This is a genomic window from Streptomyces sp. SAT1, from assembly GCF_001654495.1.
GTDB classification, from domain to species: Bacteria; Actinomycetota; Actinomycetes; order Streptomycetales; family Streptomycetaceae; genus Streptomyces; species Streptomyces andamanensis.
Window position 1 is genome coordinate 3,852,650 of the sequence record NZ_CP015849.1, and the last position, 25,204, is coordinate 3,877,853.

The 25,204-nt window shown below is 72.9% G+C and carries 21 protein-coding genes; 16 read left to right on the forward strand and 5 right to left on the reverse strand.

Features of this window, described 5'->3' with window-relative positions:
* Positions 1 to 241 precede the first annotated feature (241 nt).
* The 7 genes from A8713_RS34950 (at position 242) to A8713_RS34730 (ending at position 8,807) form a co-directional block, all read left to right on the forward strand.
* Positions 242 to 1,789, forward strand: a complete 1,548-nt coding sequence (locus A8713_RS34950) for an MraY family glycosyltransferase (RefSeq protein ID WP_064534298.1) — start codon at positions 242 to 244, stop codon at positions 1,787 to 1,789.
* Positions 1,790 to 1,883: 94 nt separating this feature from the next.
* Positions 1,884 to 3,734 (forward strand): molecular chaperone DnaK, encoded by a 1,851-nt coding sequence (gene dnaK, locus A8713_RS16675; protein WP_064534299.1) that lies wholly within the window; start codon positions 1,884 to 1,886, stop codon positions 3,732 to 3,734.
* Positions 3,731 to 4,408: a nucleotide exchange factor GrpE gene (grpE, locus tag A8713_RS16680; protein ID WP_064534300.1), complete on the forward strand. Its 678-nt coding sequence runs from the start codon at positions 3,731 to 3,733 to the stop codon at positions 4,406 to 4,408. Before dnaK ends, grpE begins: the two co-directional genes overlap by 4 nt.
* A 42-nt stretch (positions 4,409 to 4,450) precedes the next feature.
* The gene (dnaJ, locus tag A8713_RS16685) at positions 4,451 to 5,632 is read left to right on the forward strand and encodes a molecular chaperone DnaJ (protein ID WP_064534301.1); all 1,182 of its coding nucleotides are present in this window, start codon (positions 4,451 to 4,453) and stop codon (positions 5,630 to 5,632) included.
* A 5-nt stretch (positions 5,633 to 5,637) separates the two neighbouring features.
* Positions 5,638 to 6,090 carry a heat shock protein transcriptional repressor HspR gene (locus A8713_RS16690; protein WP_018569029.1) on the forward strand — a complete coding sequence of 151 codons (453 nt, stop codon included), beginning with the start codon at positions 5,638 to 5,640 and terminating at the stop codon, positions 6,088 to 6,090.
* Between the two features lie 297 nt (positions 6,091 to 6,387).
* A complete protein-coding gene (locus A8713_RS16695; protein WP_107440650.1) occupies positions 6,388 to 7,491 on the forward strand; it encodes a sugar ABC transporter substrate-binding protein in 1,104 nt (367 codons plus the stop codon).
* Between the two features lie 263 nt (positions 7,492 to 7,754).
* Positions 7,755 to 8,807 carry a helix-turn-helix transcriptional regulator gene (locus A8713_RS34730; protein WP_018569026.1) on the forward strand — a complete coding sequence of 351 codons (1,053 nt, stop codon included), beginning with the start codon at positions 7,755 to 7,757 and terminating at the stop codon, positions 8,805 to 8,807.
* Here the strand turns inward: A8713_RS34730 and A8713_RS16705 are convergent.
* Together A8713_RS16705 and A8713_RS16710 are read right to left on the reverse strand one after the other, a co-directional pair.
* Positions 8,761 to 9,762: a helix-turn-helix domain-containing protein gene (locus A8713_RS16705; RefSeq protein ID WP_064534303.1), complete on the reverse strand. Its 1,002-nt coding sequence runs from the start codon at positions 9,760 to 9,762 to the stop codon at positions 8,761 to 8,763. The two genes, A8713_RS34730 and A8713_RS16705, sit on opposite strands and share 47 nt — an antisense overlap.
* Positions 9,763 to 9,782: 20 nt before the next feature.
* Entirely contained in the window at positions 9,783 to 10,727 is a 945-nt protein-coding gene (locus A8713_RS16710) for a hypothetical protein (protein ID WP_018569024.1), read from the reverse strand.
* Between the two features lie 357 nt (positions 10,728 to 11,084).
* Here A8713_RS16710 and A8713_RS16715 point away from each other — a divergent pair, with 357 nt between their 5' ends.
* Positions 11,085 to 11,420, forward strand: a complete 336-nt coding sequence (locus A8713_RS16715) for a hypothetical protein (RefSeq protein WP_026252727.1) — start codon at positions 11,085 to 11,087, stop codon at positions 11,418 to 11,420.
* A 158-nt stretch (positions 11,421 to 11,578) separates the two neighbouring features.
* Here A8713_RS16715 and A8713_RS16720 read toward each other — a convergent pair whose 3' ends face one another.
* Positions 11,579 to 11,998, reverse strand: a complete 420-nt coding sequence (locus A8713_RS16720) for a pyridoxamine 5'-phosphate oxidase family protein (RefSeq protein WP_064534304.1) — start codon at positions 11,996 to 11,998, stop codon at positions 11,579 to 11,581.
* Positions 11,999 to 12,116: 118 nt separating this feature from the next.
* Between A8713_RS16720 and clpB the strand changes: the two genes are divergently transcribed.
* Complete coding sequence (gene clpB / locus A8713_RS16725) at positions 12,117 to 14,714, forward strand: ATP-dependent chaperone ClpB (protein WP_064534305.1); 2,598 nt, start codon at positions 12,117 to 12,119, stop codon at positions 14,712 to 14,714.
* A 54-nt stretch (positions 14,715 to 14,768) separates the two neighbouring features.
* Here clpB and A8713_RS16730 read toward each other — a convergent pair whose 3' ends face one another.
* On the reverse strand, positions 14,769 to 15,323 hold the full coding sequence (locus tag A8713_RS16730) for a hypothetical protein (protein WP_079159005.1): 555 nt from the start codon (positions 15,321 to 15,323) through the stop codon (positions 14,769 to 14,771).
* Positions 15,324 to 15,461: 138 nt separating this feature from the next.
* Between A8713_RS16730 and A8713_RS16735 the strand changes: the two genes are divergently transcribed.
* Entirely contained in the window at positions 15,462 to 15,998 is a 537-nt protein-coding gene (locus tag A8713_RS16735) for a YbjN domain-containing protein (protein WP_064534306.1), read from the forward strand.
* A 165-nt stretch (positions 15,999 to 16,163) separates the two neighbouring features.
* Here A8713_RS16735 and A8713_RS16740 read toward each other — a convergent pair whose 3' ends face one another.
* Positions 16,164 to 17,354: a pyridoxal phosphate-dependent aminotransferase gene (locus A8713_RS16740; protein WP_064534307.1), complete on the reverse strand. Its 1,191-nt coding sequence runs from the start codon at positions 17,352 to 17,354 to the stop codon at positions 16,164 to 16,166.
* Positions 17,355 to 18,180: 826 nt separating this feature from the next.
* On the opposite strand from A8713_RS16740, the gene A8713_RS16745 reads away from it, so the two are divergent.
* The 6 genes from A8713_RS16745 to A8713_RS16770 all read left to right on the forward strand — a co-directional run bounded on the left by A8713_RS16745 (position 18,181) and on the right by A8713_RS16770 (position 25,202).
* On the forward strand, positions 18,181 to 18,708 hold the full coding sequence (locus tag A8713_RS16745) for a DUF2617 family protein (RefSeq protein WP_018569013.1): 528 nt from the start codon (positions 18,181 to 18,183) through the stop codon (positions 18,706 to 18,708).
* A gap of 369 nt (positions 18,709 to 19,077) precedes the next feature.
* Positions 19,078 to 20,700, forward strand: coding sequence for a polyamine aminopropyltransferase (locus tag A8713_RS16750; protein ID WP_064534308.1), 1,623 nt, complete (start codon positions 19,078 to 19,080; stop codon positions 20,698 to 20,700).
* A 458-nt stretch (positions 20,701 to 21,158) separates the two neighbouring features.
* Positions 21,159 to 22,364, forward strand: a complete 1,206-nt coding sequence (locus A8713_RS16755; protein WP_064537543.1) for a sensor histidine kinase — start codon at positions 21,159 to 21,161, stop codon at positions 22,362 to 22,364.
* Positions 22,361 to 23,038, forward strand: a complete 678-nt coding sequence (locus A8713_RS16760; protein WP_107440652.1) for a response regulator — start codon at positions 22,361 to 22,363, stop codon at positions 23,036 to 23,038. Before A8713_RS16755 ends, A8713_RS16760 begins: the two co-directional genes overlap by 4 nt.
* A gap of 45 nt (positions 23,039 to 23,083) precedes the next feature.
* Entirely contained in the window at positions 23,084 to 24,271 is a 1,188-nt protein-coding gene (locus A8713_RS16765) for an SRPBCC domain-containing protein (RefSeq protein ID WP_064534310.1), read from the forward strand.
* Positions 24,272 to 24,413: 142 nt separating this feature from the next.
* Positions 24,414 to 25,202 carry an aldose epimerase family protein gene (locus tag A8713_RS16770; protein ID WP_064534311.1) on the forward strand — a complete coding sequence of 263 codons (789 nt, stop codon included), beginning with the start codon at positions 24,414 to 24,416 and terminating at the stop codon, positions 25,200 to 25,202.
* Positions 25,203 to 25,204 lie beyond the last annotated feature (2 nt).

Below are 25,204 nucleotides of genomic sequence, written 5' to 3' on the forward strand. Positions count from 1 at the left end.
GGGTCGCTGAGGGTCACCTGAGAGCCGCGCGGGATCGCGCGGGCTGCTCGGGGGCGGTCCGGTGCGGCCGGGGCCTGTTCGGAGGGTACCGAGCGGGGGGCGTGCGAGGTGTGCGCGGGGCGTGCGCGGAGGGGTCTTCGAGGTGCTTCCGGGGGGTCTCCGGGGGTTTTGATTCGGTCAGGTTCGCATCCGATCGTGTTATTCACACCCAAACACCCGATATGCACCTAATTTAAGAACCGTGCTCTACGGGATCGCCACCGCCACCGCCGCCCTGTTCCTCGCCGCCGTGCTCTCCGCCCTGCTGCGGGTGCCCGCGCTGCGGCTCGGGCTGGTCGACCGCCGCAGGCTCCGGCCGGTGCCGCTGCTCGGCGGGGTGGCCGTGGTGGGCAGCACCTGCCTGGTCGCGGCGGCGGGCGGCTGGACGGGCGCCGCGCCGCTGAGCGACGGCGTGGGGAGGCTGCTGGCGGCGGGCGCCGGGGTCGCCGTGCTCGGCCTGGTCGCGGACGTGTGGCGGCTGAAGACCGTGCTGCTGCTGGTGGGAGCGGCCCTGGCGGCGGCGTGCGTGGTGCCGTACGACGAGACCGGGGTGCCGGGCGGGATCGCCGCGGTGGCCTGGATCGCCTGTGTGGCCGTCGCCTTCCGCGGGCTGGACCACGCCGACGGGCTGGCCGGCACCGTGGGGGTGCTGATGGCCTTCGGGGCGGGCGCGTGCGCGGCGGCCGAGGTGATGGACGACCTGGCGGTGCTGCTGAGCGTGCTCGCCGCCGCCCTCACCGGCTTCCTCATGCACAACTGGCATCCCGCGCGGATCGCCTTCGGCGCCTGCGGCTCGCTGTTCACCGGTTTCGTGCTGGCCACCTCCGCGGTGCTCGTCCGTACGGGGTACGAGGCCGGTCCCACCGCCGCGGTGCTGTTCGCGCTCACCGCCACGGTGACCGCCGACGCGGTGCTCGTCGTCCTCTCCCGGCGGCTGGCCGGGCGCGCGGTGGCGCGCCGCGGCCCCGACCACCTCGCCCACCGGCTGCGCAGGCTCGGCCTCACCCCGCCGGGCGCCACGGTCGCGCTCGGCACCCTCACCTTCGCGACGGTGCTGGTCGGCGTCCTGGTGCACGCGGGCTGGCTCACCCCGACGAGCGCCCTGTGGACGGCGGGCGCGCTGCTGCCGGTCGTCCTCGGGCTGCTGCGCGTACGGGTGTACGGGCCGCGCCGGGGCACCGGGCCGCACACTGGCGTCACCGGCACGCACACCGGCGTCACCGGCACGCACAGGACGGGCGCGTACGCGACCGGTGCGTACGCGGCCGGTGCGGGTACCCGCGCCGGGACGGCCACCGGTGCGCGCGCCAGGGCGGGGGCACCGGCAGCCGCGGACGCGGGTGCGCGCGGGCGCGCGGGGAAGGCGGGTGCGGGGGCGGGTGCCGCGCTGGGTTTCCTGCGGGCGCTGGGCGGCGGTGTGCGCGGGGGCGTGCGCGGCCTGCGCGCCTCCGGTGGCACCAGCGGCTCCGGCGGCTCCGGCGGTTCCGGGCGGGCGAGCCGGGGCGGCGGCGGGGCTTCGGCGTCCGGCGCCCGGGGCGCCCGCACGGCCGCGCCCGGTCCGCGCGGTGCCCGTACGGCGGCGGCCGTGGTCCGTGCGCCACGGGCGCCCTCGGCCCCGCGCGCCACACCGCCCGGAGGGCGCTACGGGCCCAGGAGCGGGGCCCGTCCGGCCTTCGGGTATCCGGTTCCTCCGCCTCAGCAGACGGCGTCTCCGCAGGTCAGAGAGGCATTGCGTGTAAGGGATGGATAAGACTTGAGCCTGCTGGACTCAGGTCTGTTGACCCCGGCGCCGTCGTCGTGCACACTTGAGTCCGTTGCACTCAAGTCAGCTGGAGGAACTCACCATGGCACGTGCGGTCGGCATCGACCTGGGCACGACTAACTCCGTCGTCAGCGTTCTGGAGGGCGGCGAGCCCACCGTCATCACCAACGCAGAGGGCGCCAGGACCACGCCGTCCGTCGTCGCCTTCGCGAAGAACGGCGAGGTGCTCGTCGGCGAGGTGGCCAAGCGCCAGGCCGTCACCAACGTCGACAGGACCATCCGGTCGGTCAAGCGCCACATGGGCACCGACTGGAAGATCAACCTGGACGGCAAGGACTTCAACCCGCAGCAGATCAGCGCCTTCGTGCTGCAGAAGCTGAAGCGGGACGCCGAGGCGTACCTGGGCGAGAAGGTGACCGACGCGGTCATCACCGTCCCGGCGTACTTCAACGACGCCGAGCGCCAGGCCACCAAGGAGGCCGGTGAGATCGCGGGCCTCAACGTCCTGCGCATCGTCAACGAGCCGACCGCCGCCGCCCTGGCGTACGGCCTCGACAAGGACGACCAGACGATCCTCGTCTTCGACCTCGGCGGCGGCACCTTCGACGTGTCCCTGCTGGAGATCGGCGACGGCGTCGTCGAGGTGAAGGCCACCAACGGCGACAACCACCTCGGTGGTGACGACTGGGACCAGCGCGTCGTCGACTACCTGGTCAAGCAGTTCCAGTCCGGCCACGGCGTGGACCTGTCCAAGGACAAGATGGCCCTCCAGCGGCTGCGCGAGGCCGCCGAGAAGGCCAAGATCGAGCTGTCCTCGTCCACCGAGACCTCGATCAACCTGCCCTACATCACGGCCTCCGCCGAGGGCCCGCTGCACCTGGACGAGAAGCTCACCCGCGCCCAGTTCCAGCAGCTGACCGCGGACCTGCTGGAGCGCTGCAAGACGCCGTTCCACAACGTCATCAAGGACGCCGGCATCTCGATCAACGAGATCGACCACGTCGTCCTGGTCGGCGGCTCCACCCGTATGCCCGCCGTCGCCGAGCTGGTCAAGGAGCTGACCGGCGGCAACGAGGCGAACAAGGGCGTGAACCCGGACGAGGTCGTCGCCATCGGCGCCGCCCTCCAGGCCGGTGTCCTCAAGGGCGAGGTCAAGGACGTCCTGCTGCTCGACGTCACCCCGCTGTCCCTCGGCATCGAGACCAAGGGCGGCATCATGACCAAGCTGATCGAGCGCAACACCACGATCCCGACCAAGCGCTCGGAGATCTTCACCACGGCCGAGGACAACCAGCCGTCGGTGCAGATCCAGGTCTACCAGGGCGAGCGCGAGATCGCGGCCTACAACAAGAAGCTCGGCATGTTCGAGCTGACCGGTCTGCCCCCGGCGCCGCGCGGTGTCCCGCAGATCGAGGTCGCCTTCGACATCGACGCCAACGGCATCATGCACGTGACCGCGAAGGACCTGGGCACGGGCAAGGAGCAGAAGATGACCGTCACCGGCGGCTCCTCGCTGCCGAAGGACGAGGTCGACCGGATGCGCCAGGAGGCCGAGAAGTACGCGGAGGAGGACCACGCCCGCCGCGAGGCCGCCGAGACGCGCAACCAGGGCGAGCAGCTCGTCTACCAGACGGAGAAGTTCCTCAAGGACAACGAGGACAAGGTCCCGGCCGAGATCAAGACCGAGGTCGAGGAGTCCGTCGCCGAGCTGAAGGAGAAGCTCAAGGGCGAGGACAGCGCCGAGATCCGCACCGCCACGGAGAAGGTCGCCGCCGTCTCCCAGAAGCTCGGCCAGGCGATGTACGCCGACGCCCAGGGCGCGCAGGCCGCCGGCGGTGCCGGTGAGGCCGGTGGCGCCTCCCAGGCGAAGGCCGACGACGACGTGGTGGACGCCGAGATCGTCGACGACGAGCGCAAGGACGGTGCCGCGTGACGGAGGAGACCCCGGGCTTCGACGAGCAGCAGCCCGACGTCCCCTCCGGCGCCACCTCCGACGACGCCGAGCCGAAGGACGCCCCCTCCGCCAAGGAGGAGGGGGCGGCCCCGGCCGGGGACGCCGCTCAGACGGCCGGTCTGACGGCCCAGCTGGACCAGGTCCGTACCGCGCTCAACGAGCGCACCGCGGATCTCCAGCGGCTCCAGGCCGAGTACCAGAACTACCGCCGCAGGGTCGAGCGCGACCGGGTCGCGGTCAAGGAGGTCGCCGTGGCGAACCTCCTGTCCGAACTGCTGCCCGTGCTCGACGACATCGGGCGGGCGCGCGAGCACGGCGAGCTGGTGGGCGGGTTCAAGTCCGTCGCCGAGTCGCTGGAGACCGTGGCGGCCAAGATGGGACTCCAGCAGTTCGGCAAGGAGGGCGAGCCCTTCGACCCGACGATCCACGAGGCCCTGATGCACAGCTACGCGCCGGACGTCACCGAGACGACCTGCGTGGCGATCCTCCAGCCCGGGTACCGGTTCGGCGAGCGCACCATCCGCCCCGCGCGGGTGGCGGTGGCCGAGCCCCAGCCGGGCGCGCAGACGGTCAAGGCGGCGGACGAGTCCGGTACGGACACGTCCGACGACAAGGCCGACGAGAAGGACAGCGGTGGCCCGGACGAGGGCTGACGCTGCGGCAGGCATCGACGCACGAGAGGAGGGACGTCGGGGTTGAGTACCAAGGACTTCATCGAGAAGGACTTCTACAAGGTCCTCGGCGTCCCCAAGGACGCCACCGAGGCCGAGATCAAGAAGGCGTACCGGAAGCTCGCCCGCGAGTACCACCCGGACGCCAACAAGGGCAACGCCAAGGCCGAGGAGCGCTTCAAGGAGATCTCCGAGGCGAACGACATCCTCGGCGACCCCAAGAAGCGCAAGGAGTACGACGAGGCCCGCGCGCTGTTCGGCGGCGGCGGGTTCCGTCCCGGTCCCGGGGCGGGCGGCGGCTCCTTCAACTTCGACCTGGGCGACCTCTTCGGAGGCGGCGGCCAGGCCGGCGGGACGTCGGGCGGTTTCGGCGGCGGCATCGGTGACGTCTTCGGGGGCCTGTTCAACCGGGGCGGCGCGGGCACCGGGCCGCGCACCCAGCCGCGGCGCGGCCAGGACATCGAGTCCGAGGTCACGCTGAGCTTCACGGAGGCCATCGAGGGGGCCACGGTCCCGCTGCGGATGTCCTCGCAGCAGCCGTGCAAGGCCTGTTCGGGCACCGGCGACAAGAACGGCACGCCGCGGGTGTGCCCGACCTGTGTCGGCACCGGGCAGGTGGCGCGCGGCTCCGGCGGCGGTTTCTCGCTGACCGACCCGTGCCCGGACTGCAAGGGCCGCGGGCTGATCGCGGAGAACCCGTGCGAGGTCTGCTCCGGCTCCGGGCGCGCCAAGTCGTCCCGGACGATGCAGGTGCGGATCCCGGCCGGGGTCAGCGACGGCCAGCGCATCCGGCTGCGCGGCAAGGGCGCGCCGGGCGAGCGCGGCGGTCCGGCGGGCGACCTGTACGTGGTGGTGCACGTCGGGGAGCACGCGGTCTTCGGGCGCAAGGGTGACAACCTCACCGTCACCGTGCCGGTCACGTTCGACGAGGCCGCGCTCGGCGGCGAGGTGCGGGTGCCCACGCTGGGCGGCCCGCCGGTGACGCTGAAGCTGCCCGAGGGCACGCCCAACGGCCGGACGATGCGCGCCCGCGGCAAGGGCGCGGTCCGCAAGGACGGCACGCGCGGGGACCTGCTGGTCACCGTCGAGGTGAGTGTTCCCAAGGACGTGTCGGGGAAGGCTCGTGACGCGCTGGAGGCGTATCGCGAGGCGACCGCGGGCCAGGACCCGCGGGCCGAGCTGTTCGAGGCCGCGAAGGGAGCATGAGGGAGATGGACGGCCGCCGTCGCAACCCGTACGAACTGACGGAAGACACACCGGTGTACGTCATCTCCGTGGCGGCGCAGCTGTCCGGACTGCACCCGCAGACCCTCCGTCAGTACGACCGGCTGGGCCTGGTGTCCCCGGACCGCACCGCGGGCCGGGGCCGCCGGTACTCCGCCCGTGACATCGAACTGCTCCGCCAGGTGCAGCAGTTGTCGCAGGACGAGGGCATCAACCTGGCCGGGATCAAGCGGATCATCGAACTGGAGAACCAGGTCGCCGCGTTGCAGTCCCGGGTCGTGGAGCTGCAGTCGGCCCTGGAGGGAGCGGCGGCCACCATGCGCCAGCGCGAGGCCGCCGTGCACGCCTCCTACCGGCGGGACCTCGTCCCGTACCAGGAGGTGCAGCAGACCAGCGCGCTGGTCGTCTGGCGGCCCAAGCGGCAGCAGTCCCCGGACTGACGCCCGCGGCGCGCAGGCGCCCGCGGCGAAGCCGTCTCCCGTGCGGCGCGAAGGGGCCCGGATCACTCCGGGCCCCTTCGCTTTGCCAAATGGTCCGGACCAAGTGCCCGTAAAAGGCAAGTTCGGTGCGGATTGCGGTCGTTACCGCAAAGTTTCCGTACAGAAAGCGGAACGTGGTGTTGTCATCTCGTTAGCCGGTTCCGCTTGACGCCGGCGGGGGCCGCCGCGTTGGCTTTTCTGGCACCTGGGCCGCAATGCTGCGCCCTCGTCCGGAAGGCACCAGAAGTGAGTACCTCGATGCGCCGTACCGCCCTGGCCGTGGCCGCCGCCACGCTGACGTTGCCGCTGACCGCCTGCGGGGCGTTCGGAGGGACGGGCAGCAGCAAGGCGAGCCCGGCCAAGGGCGACGACGTGACGGTGGGCCTGCTGCTGCCGGAGACGGCGAACACGCGCTACGACCGGTTCGACGCGCCCGCCCTCAAGAAGAAGGTCGCCGAACTGACCCACGGCAAGGGCCGGGTCACCTACGCCAACGCCGGGGCGAGCGCGAGCAGGCAGGCGAGCCAGATGCAGCAGATGATCGACGACAAGGCCGACGTCATCGTGCTGGACGCCGTCGACTCGCACGGCATCGCCGGACAGGTGAAGAAGGCCAAGGCCGCCGGTATCCCGGTCATCGCCTACGACCGGCTCGCCGAGGGCCCGATCGACGCGTACATCTCCTTCGACAACGAACTGGTCGGCGAGGTGCAGGGCCGGGCGCTGCTCCAGGCGCTGGGGTCGGACGCCACCAGTTCCGCCAAGGTCGTCATGATCAACGGCTCGCCCACCGACCCGAACGCCAAGCAGTTCAAGGCGGGCGCCCTGGCCCAGCTGAACGGCAAGGTGACGATCGCCAGGTCCTACGACACCAAGGACTGGAAGGCGGAGATCGCCCGTTCGGAGACGGCCGAGGCGATCGAGGCGCTGGGCAAGCACGGCATCGACGCCGTGTACGCCGCCAACGACGGCATGGCAGGGGGCGCCATCGAGGCGCTCAAGGCCGCGGGCGTGACGAAGCTGCCCCCGGTCGTCGGCCAGGACGCCGAACTCCCCGCGGTCCAGCGCATCGTGAGCGGCGAGCAGTACATGACCGTGTACAAGTCCTATCCGACGGAGGCCGAGAACGCCGCCGAGATGGCCCTGGCCAAGGCGCAGGGCAAGGACATCCAGTTCGACTCGCTGACCCGGGACCGGGTCGACAGCCCGACCACCAAGGGCATTCCGTCGCAGCTGGTCTCCGTGGTCGCGCTGACCAGGACCGACATCAAGGAGACGGTGATCGCCGACGGCGTCTACAAGGTCTCCGACATCTGCACGGCCGGCCACCGGTCGGACTGCACGGCGGCCGGGCTGAAGTGACGGGCCGGGAGTGACGGGCCGGGAGTGACGGGCCGGGAGTGACCGGACGGCGCCCGCTTCGGAGCGGGGTCCCCCGTACGGGTCGTACCGGGGTGCCGCACCTGCCCCCAGCTTGTTGCAAGGGGTGCCCCGGAGGCCCGTACATACCGGGTGGGAACGGTGTATTCCGCCGCCCGGCCGGAGCGGACCCGTGTTGCACAGGCGGTCCCGGCCGCGCATAGTTGCGCTGCGGAACCACGCGGAAACCGGGGGTGTGATGAGCCATGGCCGGGCACGGGGCGCAGCAGCATCCTCACGGCGCCGACCGACTGTGCGAGGCCGGGGATCGGGTGTATTCCCGGGCCGTACGGCGCGGCCGGGTGCCGCGCGGCGACGCCGATCCGGTGCCCTGCCTGCTTGAACTGGCCCTGCTGCACCCGGATCCGGACGACATGGACTTCCTGGTGCCGACCGCGCCGCAGGAGGTCATGACCCGGCTGCTGCGCGGGATGTACGACGAGGTCAGCGAGAGCCACCGGCGGGTCGGGTCGGCGGTCGCGGCCTTCGAGCGGTACGCGGGCCTCGGCGGCCCGGTGCGGATGCCCGCCGCGGGCGCCGAGGGCGCCGCGATCCGGGTCCTGGACGGACTGGCGCGGATCCAGGCGGCGATGGACGAGGCGACCCAGGTGTGCACCACCGAGGTGCTGACCGTGCAGCCGGGCGGGATCCGCCGGGAGCACGAGCTGTCGGAGGGGCTGCCGCGGGCGCTGGCGCTGCGCGCCCGCGGGGTGCGCATGCGCGACCTGTACACGCATGTGGCCCGGCACGGGCAGGGCCTGCTCAACTACATGGAGCTGATGGGCGAGGCGGTCGAGGCGCGCACCCTGGACGAGGTGATCGACCGGCTGATCCTGTTCGACCGCACGGTGGCCTTCATCCCGGCCAACGCCGATCACACCATGGCCCTGGAACTGCGCCACCCGGCGCTGGTGGAGTACCTGGTGACGGTCTTCGAGCGGCAGTGGCGGCTGGCGATCCCGCTGTCCGCCGCGCTGCCCGACACCGGGATCGAGGGCATCTCGCACCGGGAGCAGTCGATCGCGGCGCTGCTGGCCGACGGGCACCAGGACGCGGTCATCGCCGAGCGCCTGGGCATCAGCGTGCGCACCTGCCGGGCGCACATCGCCCGGCTGTCGGAGACGCTGGGCGCTGCCAGCCGTACGCAGCTGGGCGTGCGGATCGCCCAGGCGGGCCTGGACGGGCCGCCGCGCGCGGTGGGGGCGGCCGTGGTCAGGGTTCCCGGGGCTCGGGGTCCAGGATCCCCGACCGCCCGATGAGATAGCCGAGCTGGGCCCGGCTCTCGCTGCCCAGGGTGGCGGCGAGCTTGGCTATGTGGACGCGCGCGGTGCGGACGTTCATGCCGAGCCGGTCGGCGATCACCGAGTCGGTGTGGCCCTCGACGAGCAGGCCCGCGATGGCCCGCTGGCGGGCGGTGATGCCGCCCGGGGAGGGCTGCTGGACGGCCGTGGGGTACATCGGGGTGGCCAGCCGCCAGAACCGCTCGAACGTGGTGACGAAGTACGAGACCAGCGCGGGGTGGCGGACCTCCAGGGCGAGGGTGCCGTCCGGGTTGGCGGGGACGTAGGCGACGGTGCGGTCGATGACGACGAGCCGGTCGGTGACCTCGTCCAGGGAGCGGGCCTCGACGTCGCCGTCGAGCTGCTCGTAGCGGGCGTGGGCGAGCGGGAGGTGGCGGTGGGTGTGCTGGTAGAGGGTGCGGATGCGGCCGCCGCGGTCGAGCAGGTCCTGGTCGCGGACCATGGCGATGGCCTCGGCCGCCTCGGCGCGCTCGTGGCTGACGCGGCGCACCGGCGGCTGGACGCACAGGCTCTCGCGGGAGGCGGCGGCCATCGTCTCGGTGATGGCCCGGTTGATCCGCTCGGTGCCGCTGAGCAGCCGTATGGAGGCGCTGTCGGCGGGGCGCGCGGGGCGGTCGTCGATGCGCATCAGGGGCGCGAAGCTCTCGGTGAGGCGCTCCTCCCGGCGGCGTTCGTCGGCGATGCGTTCGGCGGTGGCGCGCAGCAGCCGGTGCAGCGCGGTGGCCGGGGCGACGGGCTCCAGCCGGCCGGGGTCGTCGACCGCGGGGTGCAGCAGGCCGAAGTCGACCAGGCAGGGGGCCTCGTCCGCGGCCTCGACGGGCAGCCGCCCGTCCCGCAGGGCGCGTTCGTACAGCGTCGTGCCCGCGGAGCACAGCTCGGCGGCGCCGTGCTCCGGGTGCGGTGCCGGGCTCACTGGGTTTCCTCCCGTCGGTTTCAGTGTCCCTGCTCCAGGATCCCGGACTGCGCGATCAGGTAGCCGAGCTGGGCCCGGCTGCCGCTGCCCAGGGCGGTGGCCAGTTTGGCGATGTGGGCCCGGCAGGTGCGCACGTTCATGCCGAGCCTGCGGGCGATGGCCTCGTCGACATGGCCCTCGACGAGGAGCTTGGCGATGGAGTGCTGGATCTCGGTGATGCCGTCGGGGGCGGTCTCGTAGGGGGTGCCGGCGCTGAGCGGGACGGCGCGGCTCCACATGAACTCGAAGACCTTGATCAGGTAGCGGACCAGGCCGGGGTGGCGCAGTTCCAGGGCGACCTGCTGGTCGTCGCGGGTGGGGATGAACGCGACCGACTCGTCGCAGACGATCAGCCGTTCCACCAGTTCGTCGATCGAGCGGTACTCGACCTTGCCGTCGGCGAGCTGGGCGGCGTAGGCCAGCTTCTCCTGGCTGTAACGTGCGGTGTGCTGGTACAGGGTGCGGATGCGGACGCCGCGCTCGATCAGCGGGCGGTCGCGTTCCAGGCCGCGCAGCACGCTGCGCTCCGAGACGCGGTCGCTGGGCTGGACGGTGAGCATCTCGGTGCGGCACTGGGCGGTGGCCAGGTTGAGCGCCGTGTTGATCCGCTCGCCGCCCTCCAGCACCGTGATCGAGTCACCGCCGGAGGTGGTCTGCGCGCTCAGCGCCATGAACGGCTCAAAGGCGTCTGCGAGGTCGCTCGCCGCGCGGCGGCGTTCGGTGATCTCGCGTTCGATGGGGTTGAGCCGCTGGGCGAGGGCGAGCGCCGGGGGTACCGGACGCAGCCAGTCGGGGTCGTCCGGATCGGGATGGAGCAGGGCGAACTCCATCAGACAGGGAGCCGGTTCCGCGTCCGTTCGGGTGATACGTCCCGCGCGCAGAGCGGCCGCGTAGAGGCGGCTGCCGTCCCCGCACAGCTCGTTCATCGCATGGGGATGTGTCGGATTTATGTGATTCGTTGTCAAATCTCCACCCCCCAGGGTCCTGAACATGCAGGAACATGATGCACCGATTGTGTGGCCATGACGTGCCCGAATGAGCCATCGTCGTACGTGACGGGGGAAAAGGGGACCTTCAAGTGAGGACGAAGCCGATTATGGGTAACAGACTGCTTCGCTCGGTGCTTGTCGCCGCCTTCTCCGCCGTTGTGGCCCTCGGCGCGCTGAGTGGCATCCACAGTGCGAAGAGTGATGTTCAGGCGAACAGCACCTGGCCGTCGGTGGCGGTGAACTCCGCCACCACCGGTGAGCGCGCCGCTGCTGCAGATGGAGCCGGGAGTTGATGTGACCACACCACCCGACGACCGTTCCTTCCGCCGTGAAATGGCCACCGCCTACCGCTCCGGCTGGCACTTCATCGACCTGGTCACCGCCATCCCCCACAGCGGTGACTCGCTGATGGTGACCGTCTTCGGAGAACCGGTCGTCGTCACGCGGGACGAGGACGGGGACGTACGGGCCTACCGGTGCCTGCGGCGTCCTCGGGGGGCGCCGCAGCCCGTACGGTGTGCCATCCGCTACGGAATGATCTTCGTGAATCTGGACCAGCGGGATCACCGGCAGGTGGCGCCGGAGCCCGCCGACATCAGGACCATCTCAGCCACCCCCCGCAGTGCCTGACGCGATTCCCCCGTCGTAACAGATCGCTCAGGCGCTTCCCCCCGCAGCGGCGTCACCGTGACCTGAACACGGTGACGCCGCTGCAGTTTCGGGACGATTCCTCCGGATACCGCCGCCTTGATGCTCTGGCCGGAAACAGCCGCTCGGGGCGCGCGGGCTCAGCCGCGGCCCAGCGCCCGGGTCAGTTCGATCTCGATCACCACGCGCTGCGGGTTCGGCCGCGGCGCCCGCCGGTAGCGCTCCGTGTAGCGGCGCTCCGCCTCCGCGACCCGCTCCGGCTCCGACCGGACGCGGGCCCGCCCCTCCAGCGTGGCCCATCGCCGGCCGTCCACCTGGCACACCGCCGCCGGCGCGCCCTCCTCGCCGGCCGCCAGCACATTGCGCGCCTTGGTGCTGGTGCTGCTGGTGATCACCCGCGCCAGCCGCGCCTCCGGGTCGTACGTCACGCCGACCGGCACGACGTGCGGGGTCCCGTCCGGGCGCAGGGTGGTCAGGGTGCACACATGCCGCTCGCGCCAGAAGCTGAGGTACGGCGCGTCGGGAACCCCCGGGTCGAGGGCGTACGTCGTGGTGGCCATGGCAAGAATGTAGGCGCCGTTCACCCTTGAGTGGAATAGACTCAACTTTGTGCACGTTGATTGAGTCAGTACTGGGAGACGTGGCAGACCGCTGACGCCGAGGAGGAGAGAAGCGACCGTGGACGCCGAGCTGACCAACAGGAGCCGGGACGCCATTCAGGCGGCCGGGAACCGGGCCGTGACCGGGGGAAACCCGGATCTGACCCCTGCCCACCTGCTGCTCGCGCTGCTGGAGGGCAAGGACAACGAGAACATCATCGACCTGTTGTCGGCCGTCGACGCCGACCAGGCGTCGGTCCGCGCGGGCGCCGAGCGGGTGCTCGCGTCGCTGCCCAGTGTGACCGGGTCCACCGTCGCGCCGCCGCAGCCGAACCGCGAGCTGCTGGCCGTGATCGCGGACGCGCAGAACCGGGCGCGGGACCTGGGCGACGACTACCTGTCCACCGAGCACCTGCTGCTCGGCATCGCCGCGAAGGGCGGCGCGGCCGGCGAGGTGCTCACCGGGCAGGGCGCGAGTGCGAAGAAACTGCAAGAGGCGTTCCAGAAGGCGAGGGGAGGGCGCCGGGTGACCACACCCGACCCCGAGGGCCAGTACAAGGCCCTGGAGAAGTTCGGCACCGACTTCACGGCGGCGGCCCGCGAGGGCAAGCTGGACCCGGTCATCGGCCGGGACCAGGAGATCCGCCGGGTCGTCCAGGTGCTGTCACGGCGTACGAAGAACAACCCGGTCCTCATCGGTGAGCCCGGCGTCGGCAAGACCGCCGTCGTGGAGGGGCTCGCCCAGCGGATCGTCAAGGGTGACGTGCCCGAGTCCCTGAAGGACAAGCGGCTGGTCTCCCTGGACCTCGGGGCGATGGTCGCGGGCGCGAAGTACCGAGGCGAGTTCGAGGAGCGGCTGAAGACGGTCCTGGCCGAGATCAAGGACTCCGACGGCCAGATCATCACCTTCATCGACGAGCTGCACACCGTCGTCGGCGCGGGCGCCGGCGGCGACTCCGCGATGGACGCGGGCAACATGCTCAAGCCGATGCTGGCCCGCGGCGAGCTGCGCATGGTCGGCGCGACCACGCTCGACGAGTACCGCGAGCGGATCGAGAAGGACCCGGCCCTGGAGCGCCGCTTCCAGCAGGTGCTGGTCGCCGAGCCCAGCGTCGAGGACTCCATCGCCATCCTGCGCGGGCTCAAGGGCCGCTACGAGGCCCACCACAAGGTGCAGATCAACGACTCGGCGCTGGTGGCAGCCGCGACCCTGTCCGACCGGTACATCACCTCCCGCTTCCTGCCCGACAAGGCCATCGACCTGGTCGACGAGGCCGCCTCCCGGCTCCGTATGGAGATCGACTCCTCGCCGGTCGAGATCGACGAGCTCCAGCGCGCCGTCGACCGGCTGCGGATGGAGGAGCTGGCGCTCGACAAGGAGACCGACGCGGCCTCCCGCGAGCGGCTGGAGAAGCTGCGCCGCGACCTCGCCGACAAGGAGGAGGAGCTGCGCGGCCTGACCGCCCGCTGGGAGAAGGAGAAGCAGTCCCTCAACCGGGTCGGTGAGCTGAAGGAGAAGCTGGACGACCTGCGCGGGCAGGCCGAGCGCGCCCAGCGCGACGGCGACTTCGACACCGCCTCCAAGCTGCTGTACGCCGAGATCCCGGAGCTGGAGAAGGAACTGGAGGCCGCCTCGCGCGCCGAGGAGGAGGCCGCCAAGGACACCATGGTCAAGGAGGAGGTCGGCCCCGACGACATCGCCGACGTGGTCGCCTCCTGGACCGGTATCCCGGCCGGCCGGCTGCTGGAGGGCGAGACCCAGAAGCTGCTGCGCATGGAGGACGAGATCGGCAGGCGGCTGATCGGTCAGGGCGAGGCCGTGCGCGCCGTCTCCGACGCGGTGCGGCGCAGCCGCGCGGGCATCGCGGACCCGGACCGGCCCACCGGCTCGTTCCTCTTCCTCGGCCCCACCGGCGTCGGCAAGACCGAGCTGGCCAAGGCGCTGGCGGACTTCCTCTTCGACGACGAGCGGGCCATGGTCCGCATCGACATGTCGGAGTACAGCGAGAAGCACAGCGTGGCCCGGCTGGTCGGCGCCCCGCCCGGATACGTGGGGTACGAGGAGGGCGGCCAGCTCACCGAGGCGGTACGGCGCCGCCCGTACAGCGTGGTCCTGCTGGACGAGGTGGAGAAGGCGCACCCGGAGGTCTTCGACATCCTGCTCCAGGTGCTCGACGACGGGCGGCTCACCGACGGCCAGGGCCGCACGGTCGACTTCCGCAACGTCATCCTGGTGCTGACCTCCAACCTGGGCAGCCAGTTCCTGGTCGACCCGGTCACCAGCGAGGCGGAGAAGAAGGAACAGGTCCTGGAGGTGGTCCGGACCTCCTTCAAGCCGGAGTTCCTCAACCGCCTGGACGACCTCGTGGTCTTCTCCGCGCTGACCAAGGAGGAGCTGAGCCGGATCGCGAAGCTGGCCATCGACCGGCTGGCCAAGCGGCTGGCGGAGCGGCGCCTGACGCTCGACGTCACGCCCGAGGCCCTGACCTGGCTCGCCGACGAGGGCATGGACCCGGCCTACGGTGCCCGGCCGCTGCGCCGCCTGGTGCAGACCGCCATCGGCGACCGGCTGGCCCGGGAGATCCTGTCCGGCGAGATCAAGGACGGCGACACGGTCCGGGTGGACCGGTTCGGCGAGGGGCTGCTGGTGGGACCGGCGACGGGCAAGACGCTGTAGGCACCGGCGCGGGATCCGGCCGCCGAGCCTGCTCGGAGGGTGCGCGGATCCCGCTCAGACGGTGAACGCCGTGAAGGTGACGAGAGCCCGGTCCGGGCCCTCGTACACCACCTCCACCTGGACGGCGGCGGCGCCGAAACCGGGAGCGGCGCTGCCGGGGACCCGCCCGGCGTGGTTCCCGTCGCCCTCGGTGAGGCCCAGGTCGAGGCAGAGGTCAGCGGGGCCCGCGGAGTCCGCGGAGTCCGGGACGCAGGACGCCGTCCCGGACTCCGGCGCGTCCGGGTAGGTGGCGCGCAGCCAGCCGCGTACGTCGCGGCGCGGCATCCGGAACCCGGCCTCGTACTCGGTGTCCAGCCAGGTCCGTACGGTGCACCGGGCGTCGTGGGCGCCAGCCGGGAGCCTCGCGCCGCCGAAGGCGAGCGCCTCGGCGCAGTCCGCCTGCCGGGGGTCGCCGGGCTCGTCCCGCGCCTCGCCCGCCGCTGCCGCGACGAGAACACCCAGGGCCGCCAGGGCCATCACGATCGGCACCGCGAGGACCGCCGCGACCGGCCACCACAGGCGCCCGCGCGTTCCGTTCCGTCCCGCCGCCGCGCCGGGTCCGCGTGCCATGCCGTCCCCCGTTCCCCGTACGGTGTCACCCCGTGGGCCGGATCATGTCAGCCCACGGCTGACAGGCCCCGCCGGGGCTTGCCACCCCCCTCCCCGCATGGGGGAGGATGGCAGGATCCGTACGAAGGGAAAAACACGGTGAGCATCGACCCGTCCTCGATTCCGAACTTCGGGGGCCAGCCCGAGCCGCAGCCCCAAGGACCGGCGGGCCCCGTCGTCCCGGATCAGGATCTCGTGAAGCAGCTCCTGGACCAGATGGAACTGAAGCACCTCGTCGACGAAGAGGGTGACCTCGTCGCGCCGTGGGAGCAGTTCCGCACGTACTTCATGTTCCGCGGCGAGGACGACCAGCAGGTCTTCTCGGTGCGGACGTTCTACGACCGGCCGCACAAGATCGACGAGAAGCCGCAGCTCCTGGAGTCCATCGACGACTGGAACCGGCGCACCCTGTGGCCCAAGGTCTACACCCACACCCACGACGACGGCACCGTCCGCCTCATCGGCGAGGCACAGATGCTGATCGGCATGGGCGTCAGCATCGAGCACTTCGTCTCCTCGACGGTCAGCTGGGTGCGGGCCGCGCTGGAGTTCGACCGCTGGCTCATCGAGCAGCTCGGCCTTGAGGGCGAGTCCGGCGAGGCCGCCCAGCCCGAGGAGGGCGACGGAGAGGCGTAACCACCGCCTCTCCTTCGGCGAACGAGAGCCCGGCCGGGGCGCGGACCGTCACCGACGGACGCGCCGGGGCCGGGCTCTCGCCCTGTGCGCCGGGGACCGGGTCCGCGCACCGCTCGTCCACAGGCTGTGGAGAACCCGCGTCCGCGCGGGGCGGCGGGAAGGGGCTCAGCCCGCGAGCTTCCTGAGCCTTTCCGCGGCCTCCTGGAGGACCGGGATCTGCTTGCAGAAGGCGAAGCGGACGAAGGGTGCGCCCTCGTCGCGGTGGTCGTAGAAGACGGCGTTCGGGATGGCGACCACGCCGGCGCGCTCCGGCAGGGCGCGGCAGAAGGCGAAGCCGTCGCTCTCGCCGAGCGGACGGATGTCGGTGGTGACGAAGTAGGTGCCCGCGGGCCGGAACACCGTGAAGCCCGCCTTGGTGAGCCCGGCCGTCAGGACGTCCCGGCGGGCCAGCATCTCGGCGCGGAAGCCGGTGAAGAACGACTCGGGCAGGGCCAGCGCCTCGGCGACCGCGTACTGGAAGGGGCCCGAGGCCACGTACGTCAGGAACTGCTTGGCCGAGCGCACCGCCGTGACCAGGCCGGGCGCCGCGGTGATCCAGCCGACCTTCCAGCCGGTGAACGAAAACGTCTTTCCGGCTGATCCGATCGTGACCGTGCGCTCGCGCATGCCGGGGAGGGTGGCGAGCGGGATGTGGACGGCGTCGTCGTAGACCAGGTGTTCGTACACCTCGTCGGTGATCACGAGCAGATCGCGTTCCACGGCGAGCTCGGCGACGGCCGTCAGCTCCTCGCGGGTGAGGACCGTGCCGGTGGGGTTGTGCGGGGTGTTGATCAGCAGCAGCCGGGTGCGGTCGGTGACCGCGGCGCGCAGTTCGTCGAGGTCCAGCCGGAACGCGCCGTCGTGCGGGCGCAGCGTCACCGGCACGCGGCGCCCGCCCGCCATGGCGATGCAGGCCGCGTAGGAGTCGTAGTACGGCTCCAGGGCGACCACCTCGTCACCGGGCTCCAGCAGCCCCAGCAACGCCGCCGCGATGGCCTCGGTGGCGCCCGCCGTGACCAGCACCTCGGTGTCCGGGTCGTAGGAGAGGCCGTAGCGGCGCAGCTGGTGGGCGGCGACGGCGGTGCGCAGCTCCGGGACGCCGGGGCCGGGCGGGTACTGGTTGCCGCGGCCGTCGCGCAGCGCCCGCACGGCGGCCTCGCGGATCTCCTCGGGGCCGTCGGTGTCGGGGAACCCCTGCCCCAGGTTGATGGAGCCGGTCGCGGCGGCCAGGGCGGACATCTCGGCGAAGACGGTCGTCCCGAACTCGGCGAGCCGGCGGTTGAGCAGGGGGCGTGCGCTGGAGGTCATGCCGGTCATCCTGCGCCCAAGCTCTGGACTTCCTCAAGTGTGCTTTGGGCCGGGCGGTGGCCGGGCATCTCCCGGGCACGCAGGGAGCGGAACGCCCACGGGGGGCCGTTTCGGGGGACCGCGGGCACCGCCCGCGGGATCGGAAGGGAGCGTGGAGCCCATGGGGGGTGCGGTGATTCTGGTACTGGTCGCGGCGGTGTTCGGCGCGGTCCTGGTCGGGGCCGTGCGCCGGGGCCGCGGGCGCGGGCGGAGGGTCGCGCTGTCCAAGGGGCGGCGCGTACGGCGCGGGGTGAGCGGGGGCGGCGCCGGGGGAGCGGGGTGGTGGGCGTCCTCGGACGGCGGCTCCGGCGGGGACTCGTCCTCCGGGCACCACTCGGGCGGCCATCACTCGGGCGGTCACTCGGGTGGCCACCACTCCTGCGGGGGCCACTCCTCGTGCGGCGGCGGGTCCTCGTGCGGCGGGGGTTCGTCCTGCGGTGGCGGGTGCGGGGGCGGCTGACGCGCGCCGCCGGAACGGGAGAAGGACCGCGCCTCGGCGCGCGCCCTGTGCGCGCCGAGGCGTACGCCGTGGTTGAACAGTTGAGCAGGTAGGCCCTCTGAGGGATGGAAACCCTCCGAAGTTGGGTAAAAAGGCTGTGGCGGCACCGCCGTTCATGGTTCGCTCTACTCGCCGACGCAGCCCCCAGGACATCCTGCTCACACCTCTTCCGAACTGGTTTCTGGACCGGTTTCCGAACTGGTTCCGAACCGGGGTGGCCGGGCCGACCTCCTCGTGTCGACCGGGGTGCGCCGGGCCCCAAGCCTTCTTTCTTCTGCGTGCTAGCGGAGCCGATCCATGCTCACGACCCTGAACACCTCCTACACCGATACGAGCGCCGCCGACCTCGCCTGGGCCCTGGGGCGCGAACCACTGCCCGCCCTGGCCGTGCTCGACCTCGAAATGGCCGAGGCGAAACTCCAGTTGAGACTTCTCGGCGCCTCCCACCAGGTCCTCCTGGAGGAGGAGCGGGGCGCGTGTTCGGAGACGGTCGCGTGCATCGCGGGCTCCAGCACGCCCCTTCCGCTCGGCGTGGCCAAACGCGTGGGCGACTGGGAGTACGAGTTCGCGGCGCGCGTCGAGGAACTCACGCCCGGCTCGTTCGCGGGCCGCGCCCAGGAGTTGCTGGCCCTCGTCTCCGACCATCCGCACGGACTGGCCGGCGTCTTCCCGGGCAGCCCGCACGCGTTCACCGCGATGCTGGCGCAGCGCCAGGGCGGCCAGGTCCACTGGCGCACCTGGCACGCCTATCCGCAGGACGGTCAGTTGGTGGCGACCCGCACCCGGGTCGGCGCCCGCCGCCGGGCACCGGTTCCGGTCAGGTGAGGGGGTCCGTCAAACGCGGGGGGCAGCCACAACTCCGGTTTCCACACGTATGGGTGACGATACGTGATGGATCTGTGACGTAACGTCACAGCTGTGATCGAACCGCACGCCCCGGCACCGCCCGGTCCGGCCCCGCCCCCCTCAGCCCTGCCTCCCTCAGCCCTGCCTCCCTCGGCTCTGCCCTCTTCGGCTCTGCCCTCTTCGGCCTCCTCGGCTCCGGGCCGCCGTCCTGACCCGTCCCGTCCTGACCCGTCCCGTTCGGACTCGTCCCGCCCGAAGCCGCCAGGCGCCACGGCGTCCGGCGCGAAGGCGTCCGCCGGCAAGGCATCCGGTCCGAAGGCGTCCGGTCCCAAGGCGTCCGGTCCGAAGGTGTCCCGTCCGGCACCTTCCAGGAACTGCGCCGATCCCGTGTGGCTGCCCGTGCGGCCCGGCACCGGGCGGTTCCTCGTCCTCGCGGGCGTCTTCGTCTGCGCCGCCTGCGGCCTGGTGTACGAACTCGAACTGGTCGCCCTCGCCTCGTACTTGATCGGCGACTCGGTCACCCAGGCGTCCGTCGTGCTGTCCCTCATGGTGTTCGCCATGGGGATCGGCTCGCTCGCCGCGAAGCGGCTGCGCCGGCACGCCGCCGTCGCCTTCGGCGCGATCGAGGCGACGCTCGCTCTCGTCGGCGGCCTGAGCGCCATGGCGCTCTACGCCGTGTTCGCCTGGACCGGCGCCTGGGGCGGCCTGTGGACGAACGGCCCGCGCTGCCTGCTGGTCGCCTTCTCGCTGGCGATCGGGCTGCTGATCGGCGCCGAGGTGCCGCTGCTGATGGAGCTGATCCAGCGGATCCGCCGCCAGGACGCGGGCGGCGCCGTCGCCGACCTGTTCGCCGCCGACTACGTCGGCGCCCTCGTCGGCGGCCTCGCCTTCCCCTTCCTGCTGCTGCCGCTGCTGGGCCAGTTGACCGGCGCGCTGCTCACCGGCGCGGTCAACATCGTGGCCGGGGGCGCCCTCGTGCTCGGACTGTTCCGGCGCGACCTGAGCCGCCGTGCCCGCTGGCTGCTGCTCGCCGTCAACCTCGCCGTGCTCGGGCTGCTGGCCTCGGCCGCCGTCCTGGTCGACGACTTCGAACAGGCGGCGCGGCACGCGGTGTACGGCGACGACGTGCGCGTGGCGGCGCAGAGCGACGTCCAGGAGATCGTCCTCACCGGCGGCACCCGGGGCCGCCCGCTCGACCTGTTCCTCGACGGGCGGCTGCGGGTCGGCGGCCAGGACCAGCGTCGCTACCACGAGGCGCTGGTCCGCCCCGCGATGAGCGGTCCGCACGCACGCGTGCTGATCCTCGGCGGCGGCGACGGTCTCGCCGCCGCCGAGGTGCTGCGCCACCGGGGCGTCGAGCGGGTGGACCTCGTGGAACTGGACCCGGCCGTCGTCCGCCTCGCCCGCACCGACCCGGCGCTGGCCCGGCTGAACGGCCACGTCTACCGCGACCGGCGCCTCCATGTGACCACGGCCGACGCCTTCGGCTGGCTGCGCGGGGCACCGGCGGCGGCGTACGACGTCGTGATCGAGGACCTGCCCGATCCGGGCATCACGGCGAGCACCAAGCTGTACGCGCAGGAGTTCTACGGCCTGGCGCGGCGCACTCTGGCGCCCGGCGGGCGGCTCGCGGTGCACGCCGGGCCCTTCTCCTCCCGTCCGCGCGTCTTCTGGACGGTGGACGCCACGGTGCGCGCCGCCGGGCTGCGGACCGTGCCCTACCGGGTGACCGGCCGCGACTCCGGCTTCGCCGCGGGTCCCGACCGGACCACCGGCGCGGCCCGCGCACCCCGCGACTGGGGCTTCCTGCTGGCCTCGCGCACCGCACCCGTCCTCACCCTGGACCCCGGGGCGCCGCGCGCGAGCACCCTCACCGCCGGCGCTCTGGCCGCCGACGCCCGCGCCGCGGCCCGTGCCCGGGTCCCGGATCTGCCTCCCTCGACACTCGTCCACCCGCGGTACGCCGACTGAGGCAACGTTCCTGCGGAACGGGCGGCGACGCGCGGGGGCCGGCGCGCGGGGGCTGTGGAGGCCGTGGGGCCCAAAAGGAGACCCGGGGAGAGACCCGGGGGGAGAGACCCGGGAGGAGAGAGGGGAGCGGGCCGGGGGGCGTGGCGGGCCGTCCCCCTCTCCCCCCGGGAGCGGGACGGGCCGCCGTACCCCCAAGCGCCTCCCCCGTCGGACGGCACCCCGCGGTCCCGCGTACGTCCCCGGTATCCCCGGTACGTCCCGTACGTCCCCCGTACGTCCCCCGTACGTCCCGCGTGACGCCGTCGCCGCACGAACCTACGGGCCGCCACGGACCCGCGCATCCCGCCAGGGGTGGAGGCGCCGTCAACCTGTGCGGTACTCCCGCCGTCCGCCTCCACCTTCCGCGGTACGGCGCAGGGGTGACGCCGCGGCCCCTGCACGGGGTCTACGCTCCGGCGATGCGGATCCACCCCCGCGCGGTCGACGGCCTGACGGCCCTGGTGGCGACGGCCGTGGCGGCCCTGCTCGGTGCCGAGGCCGCCGCCCGGGGGTGGCCCCCGCCCGACCCCGCCGCCTGGACGCTCGTCGCCCTGGCGAACCTGTCGCTGGCGGTGCGCGGCCGGGCCCCGCTCGGCGTCTTCCTCTTCGTCCACCTGTGCTGGATCGCGTACGTCGCGCTCGGTCACTGGCCGGTGGTGGGCGCGCCCGCTGCCATGGTCGCCCTCTACACGGTGGCCGCCACCCGCTCCGCCCGGACCGCCGCCGTCTGCGCGGTGCTGCTGGGCGGGACCTGGGTCTGCGCGGGAGTGGCCGGCGGCTCCGGCGCGTTCGGCGCCAGGGCGTCCCTGGTCGGCCAGGGCGTCGGCTGTCCGCTCGTCCTGTGGCGGTTCGGCCAGGTCGCCCGGCGGGCCGCCGAGCTGACCGTACGGCTGCGGGCCGAACAGGCCGAGCGGGCCCGGCGCGAGGTCGCCGGGGAGCGGGTGCGGATCGCACGCGAACTGCACGACGTGATCGCCCACCACATGGCCGTGATCACCATTCAGGCGGGCCTCGCCCGGTTCGTCCTCGACACCGACACCCGCACCGCCCGCCAGGCACTCACCACCGTCGGCGCGGCGGGCGGCGAGGCGCTGGCCGAGCTGAGACGGATGCTGGGGCTGCTGCGCGCCGAAGGAGCCGAAGGCGTCGGCGGGACCGGCGGGACCCGCGGCCTCCGGGAGGGCGGCCCCGCCACCGAGCCCGCCCCCGGCCTCGACCGGCTGGAGGAGCTGGTGGAACGGGTCCGGGCCGGGGGCGTGCACGTCGGCGTACGGATCCGGGGCGCCTCCCGGCCGCTGCCCCCGGGCGTGCAGCTGTGCGTCTACCGGGTGGTCCAGGAGGCCCTGACGAACGTGCTGAAGCACGCCCCGGGCGCCCGCGCGGACGTCGAACTCGTCTACCGAACCGACGAGTTGGCGGTCTCGGTGACCGATGACGGAGGAAATCGAGCCAGAACGGCCGGGACCGGCGGCCATGGCTTGATCGGTATGCGCGAGCGCGCCAAGCTCTACGACGGGACGATCGCCGTCGGACCGCGGCGCGAGGGGGGATTCGGCGTGCACCTGACCCTTCCGACACCACCGCCGGAACAGGCCGCACGCCGGGGAGGCGCCGTCACGGAATGATCCAAGTGCTGGTGGTGGACGACCAGTTCCTCGTCCGCAGCGGACTGGCCGCGCTGTTGCGCGCCGCCCCCGGGATGGAGGTCGCCGGGGAGGCGGCGGACGGCGCCGAGGCCGTGGCGCTGGCCGCGCGGATCCGCCCGGACGTGATCCTCATGGACATCCGCATGCCCGGCACGACGGGCATCGAGGCGACCCGCCGGATCCTCGCCGAGGCGCAGGGCCCGGCACCGCGCATCCTGATCCTCACCACCTTCGACCTCGACGAGTACGTGTACGACGCCCTGCGGGCCGGCGCGTCGGGCTTCCTGCTGAAGGACGCAGGGCCCGAACGGCTGCTGGCCGCGGTGACCGCCGTGCACGGCGGCGACTCGCTCTTCGCGCCCGGCGTCACCCGGCGCCTGGTGGAGGCGTTCACCCAGCGCCCTGACACCCCGGCCGAGCCGGCCGACCCGCCGTCCCGGCTGGGCGCGCTGACCTCCCGGGAGGTCGAGGTGCTGCGCCTGGTCGCCCGCGGCCTGACCAACACCGAGGCCGCCGACCGCCTCTTCATCAGCGAGGCCACGGTCAAGACGCACCTCAACCGCACGATGACCAAGCTCGGCCTCGCCAGCCGCGCCCAGGCGGTGGTGCTCGCCTACGAGACGGGGCTGGTGCGGCCGGGGAGCGAGACCTGACCGTCGGAGGGTAATCCGGCGCGCCACTGGGTAACCTCGGCTGACATGGAGCACGAGGTGTTCGTTCCGGTTCCGGCCCGGCGGCTGCGGGCGGTGCTCGCCGATCCCGCGCGGGTGGCCCGCGCGGTTCCCGGGCTTCAGCAGGAGGCGGGTGCCGAGCCCGTCGCCGGCCGGCTGAAGGTGCGGATCGGCGGCCACTCCATCACCTACCGGGGCACGCTGCGCGTCCGCCCCCGCGACGACGGCGGGTACGCCGTCGAGGGCGAGGCGACCGAGTCCCGCGGCAGCGGCGCGGTGAAGATCGGGCTTACCCTCGGCCTCCGCGACACCGACGAGGGCACCGCCCTCGTCTTCGGCGGCACCGCCTCCGCCGGGGGCCGGGCCGCCGGCCTGGCCCCGGACGCCGTACGGTCCGCCGCGATCCGGCTGCTGCACCGCTTCGCGCACAATCTGGCGGCGGGCGCCGCCGAGACCGCCCGCTCGCTCGCCACGGAGGATTTCACCCCGGCGGCGACCGGTGACTTCGAGGCCGGTCCGGACGCGGACGACGCCCCGGTGCCCCCGCCCGGTCCGGACGCGGCCCCGGTGCCCCCGCCCGGCCCGGACGCCGGGGAGGGCATGGACACGGCCGCCGCCGACCGTATCGACCGTACGGAACCCGCCGGACCGTCCGGGCACCGTTCCGTCTTCGACACCGAGGTCCCGCCGTCGTCCCTGGACCCGCTGGCCGACGACGAGGACGCCGAGAACGCCGAGAACGCCGAGGACACCGAGGACACCGAGGACACCGAGGACATCAAGGACGCCGATGACACCGACGTCACCGACGCGTCCGATGTCACCGGCGACGACATCGACGACATCGACGACACCGACGAGGACGCGGCCGAGGACCTGGGCCAGGATCCCGGCGAGGGCCTGGAGGCGAGCGGGGGCGCGGCGGCCGGCGGCGGGACCGACCAGGGCCTTCCCGCCGTCGGCGGCGGGCTGTCGGCCGACGACGACCTCACCTCGGCCGGCACCCCGCCGGCCGAGGCGGCGCACGCCCGGCGCACGATGATCGGACGCAGCGCGGAGGAGGTGGACCACGCCCCGCCGCGCGGTCGCTACGCCCCCGTGCCCGCCCCCCTCACCGTCTCCGCCAACTCCACCCTGCGCTGGGCCGCCCCCGCCGCCGCCCTGGTGGTGGCCGGCGCGATCGTCGTGGGCCGGGCACTCAGGCGGCGCCGCTGACCCGGCGTGGCGGGGGCCGCCGTACGGATGCCGCTGCGCCCCCGGTGCGGGCCCGGGGCGGGTCAGGCGCGGGCCCCGGCGCGCGTCGGAGGGGCGGCCGGTAACGGCCGTGTTCTCCCGACCGGCCCAGTAGCCTCGTCGCGTGAGCGACGACGACATCACGCTGACCGCGGGCGACGCGGAAGCGACCGTACGGCCGGGGCACGGCGCCCGCATCGGCGGACTCCGGGTGGGCGGGCTCGAACTGCTCCGCCAGGGCGACCGGTTCGGCTGTTTCCCGATGGTCCCCTGGTGCGGCCGGATCCGGGAGGGCAGGTTCCGGGACGGCGCCACCGTCCATCAGATGCCGCTCAACTCCCCGCCGCACGCCATCCACGGCACGGCGCGCGACGGCGTCTGGAAGACGGCCCGCGTGTCGGAGAACGAGGCGGTGCTGACGTACGACCTCGGCGACCCGTGGCCCTACCCCGGCCGGATCACCCAGGTGGTCGCGCTGTCCGAGGACGCGCTGACGCTGTCGATGGCCGTGGAGACGTACGACTCGTCGTTCCCGGCGCAGATCGGCTGGCACCCGTGGTTCAACCGCACCCTGGACGGGCAGGACGTGCGCCTCGACTTCACGCCCGCCTGGCAGGAGGAGCGCGGCGGCGACCACCTGCCCACCGGCCGCCGCATCGACCCGCTGCCCGGTCCCTGGGACGACTGCTTCGGCATGCCCGGCGGCGTCGGCGTCACCCTCACCTGGCCCGAGCGGCTGGAGCTGGAGGTGACCAGCCCCGAGGAGTGGGTCGTGGTCTACGACGAGCAGGAGGCCGCGGTGTGCGTGGAGCCGCAGACCGGTCCGCCGGACGGGCTCAACACCTGTCCGCGCCTGGTCACGCCCCTGGAGCCGCTGGAGGCGACGACGACCTGGGCCTGGCGCCGCCTTTAAGC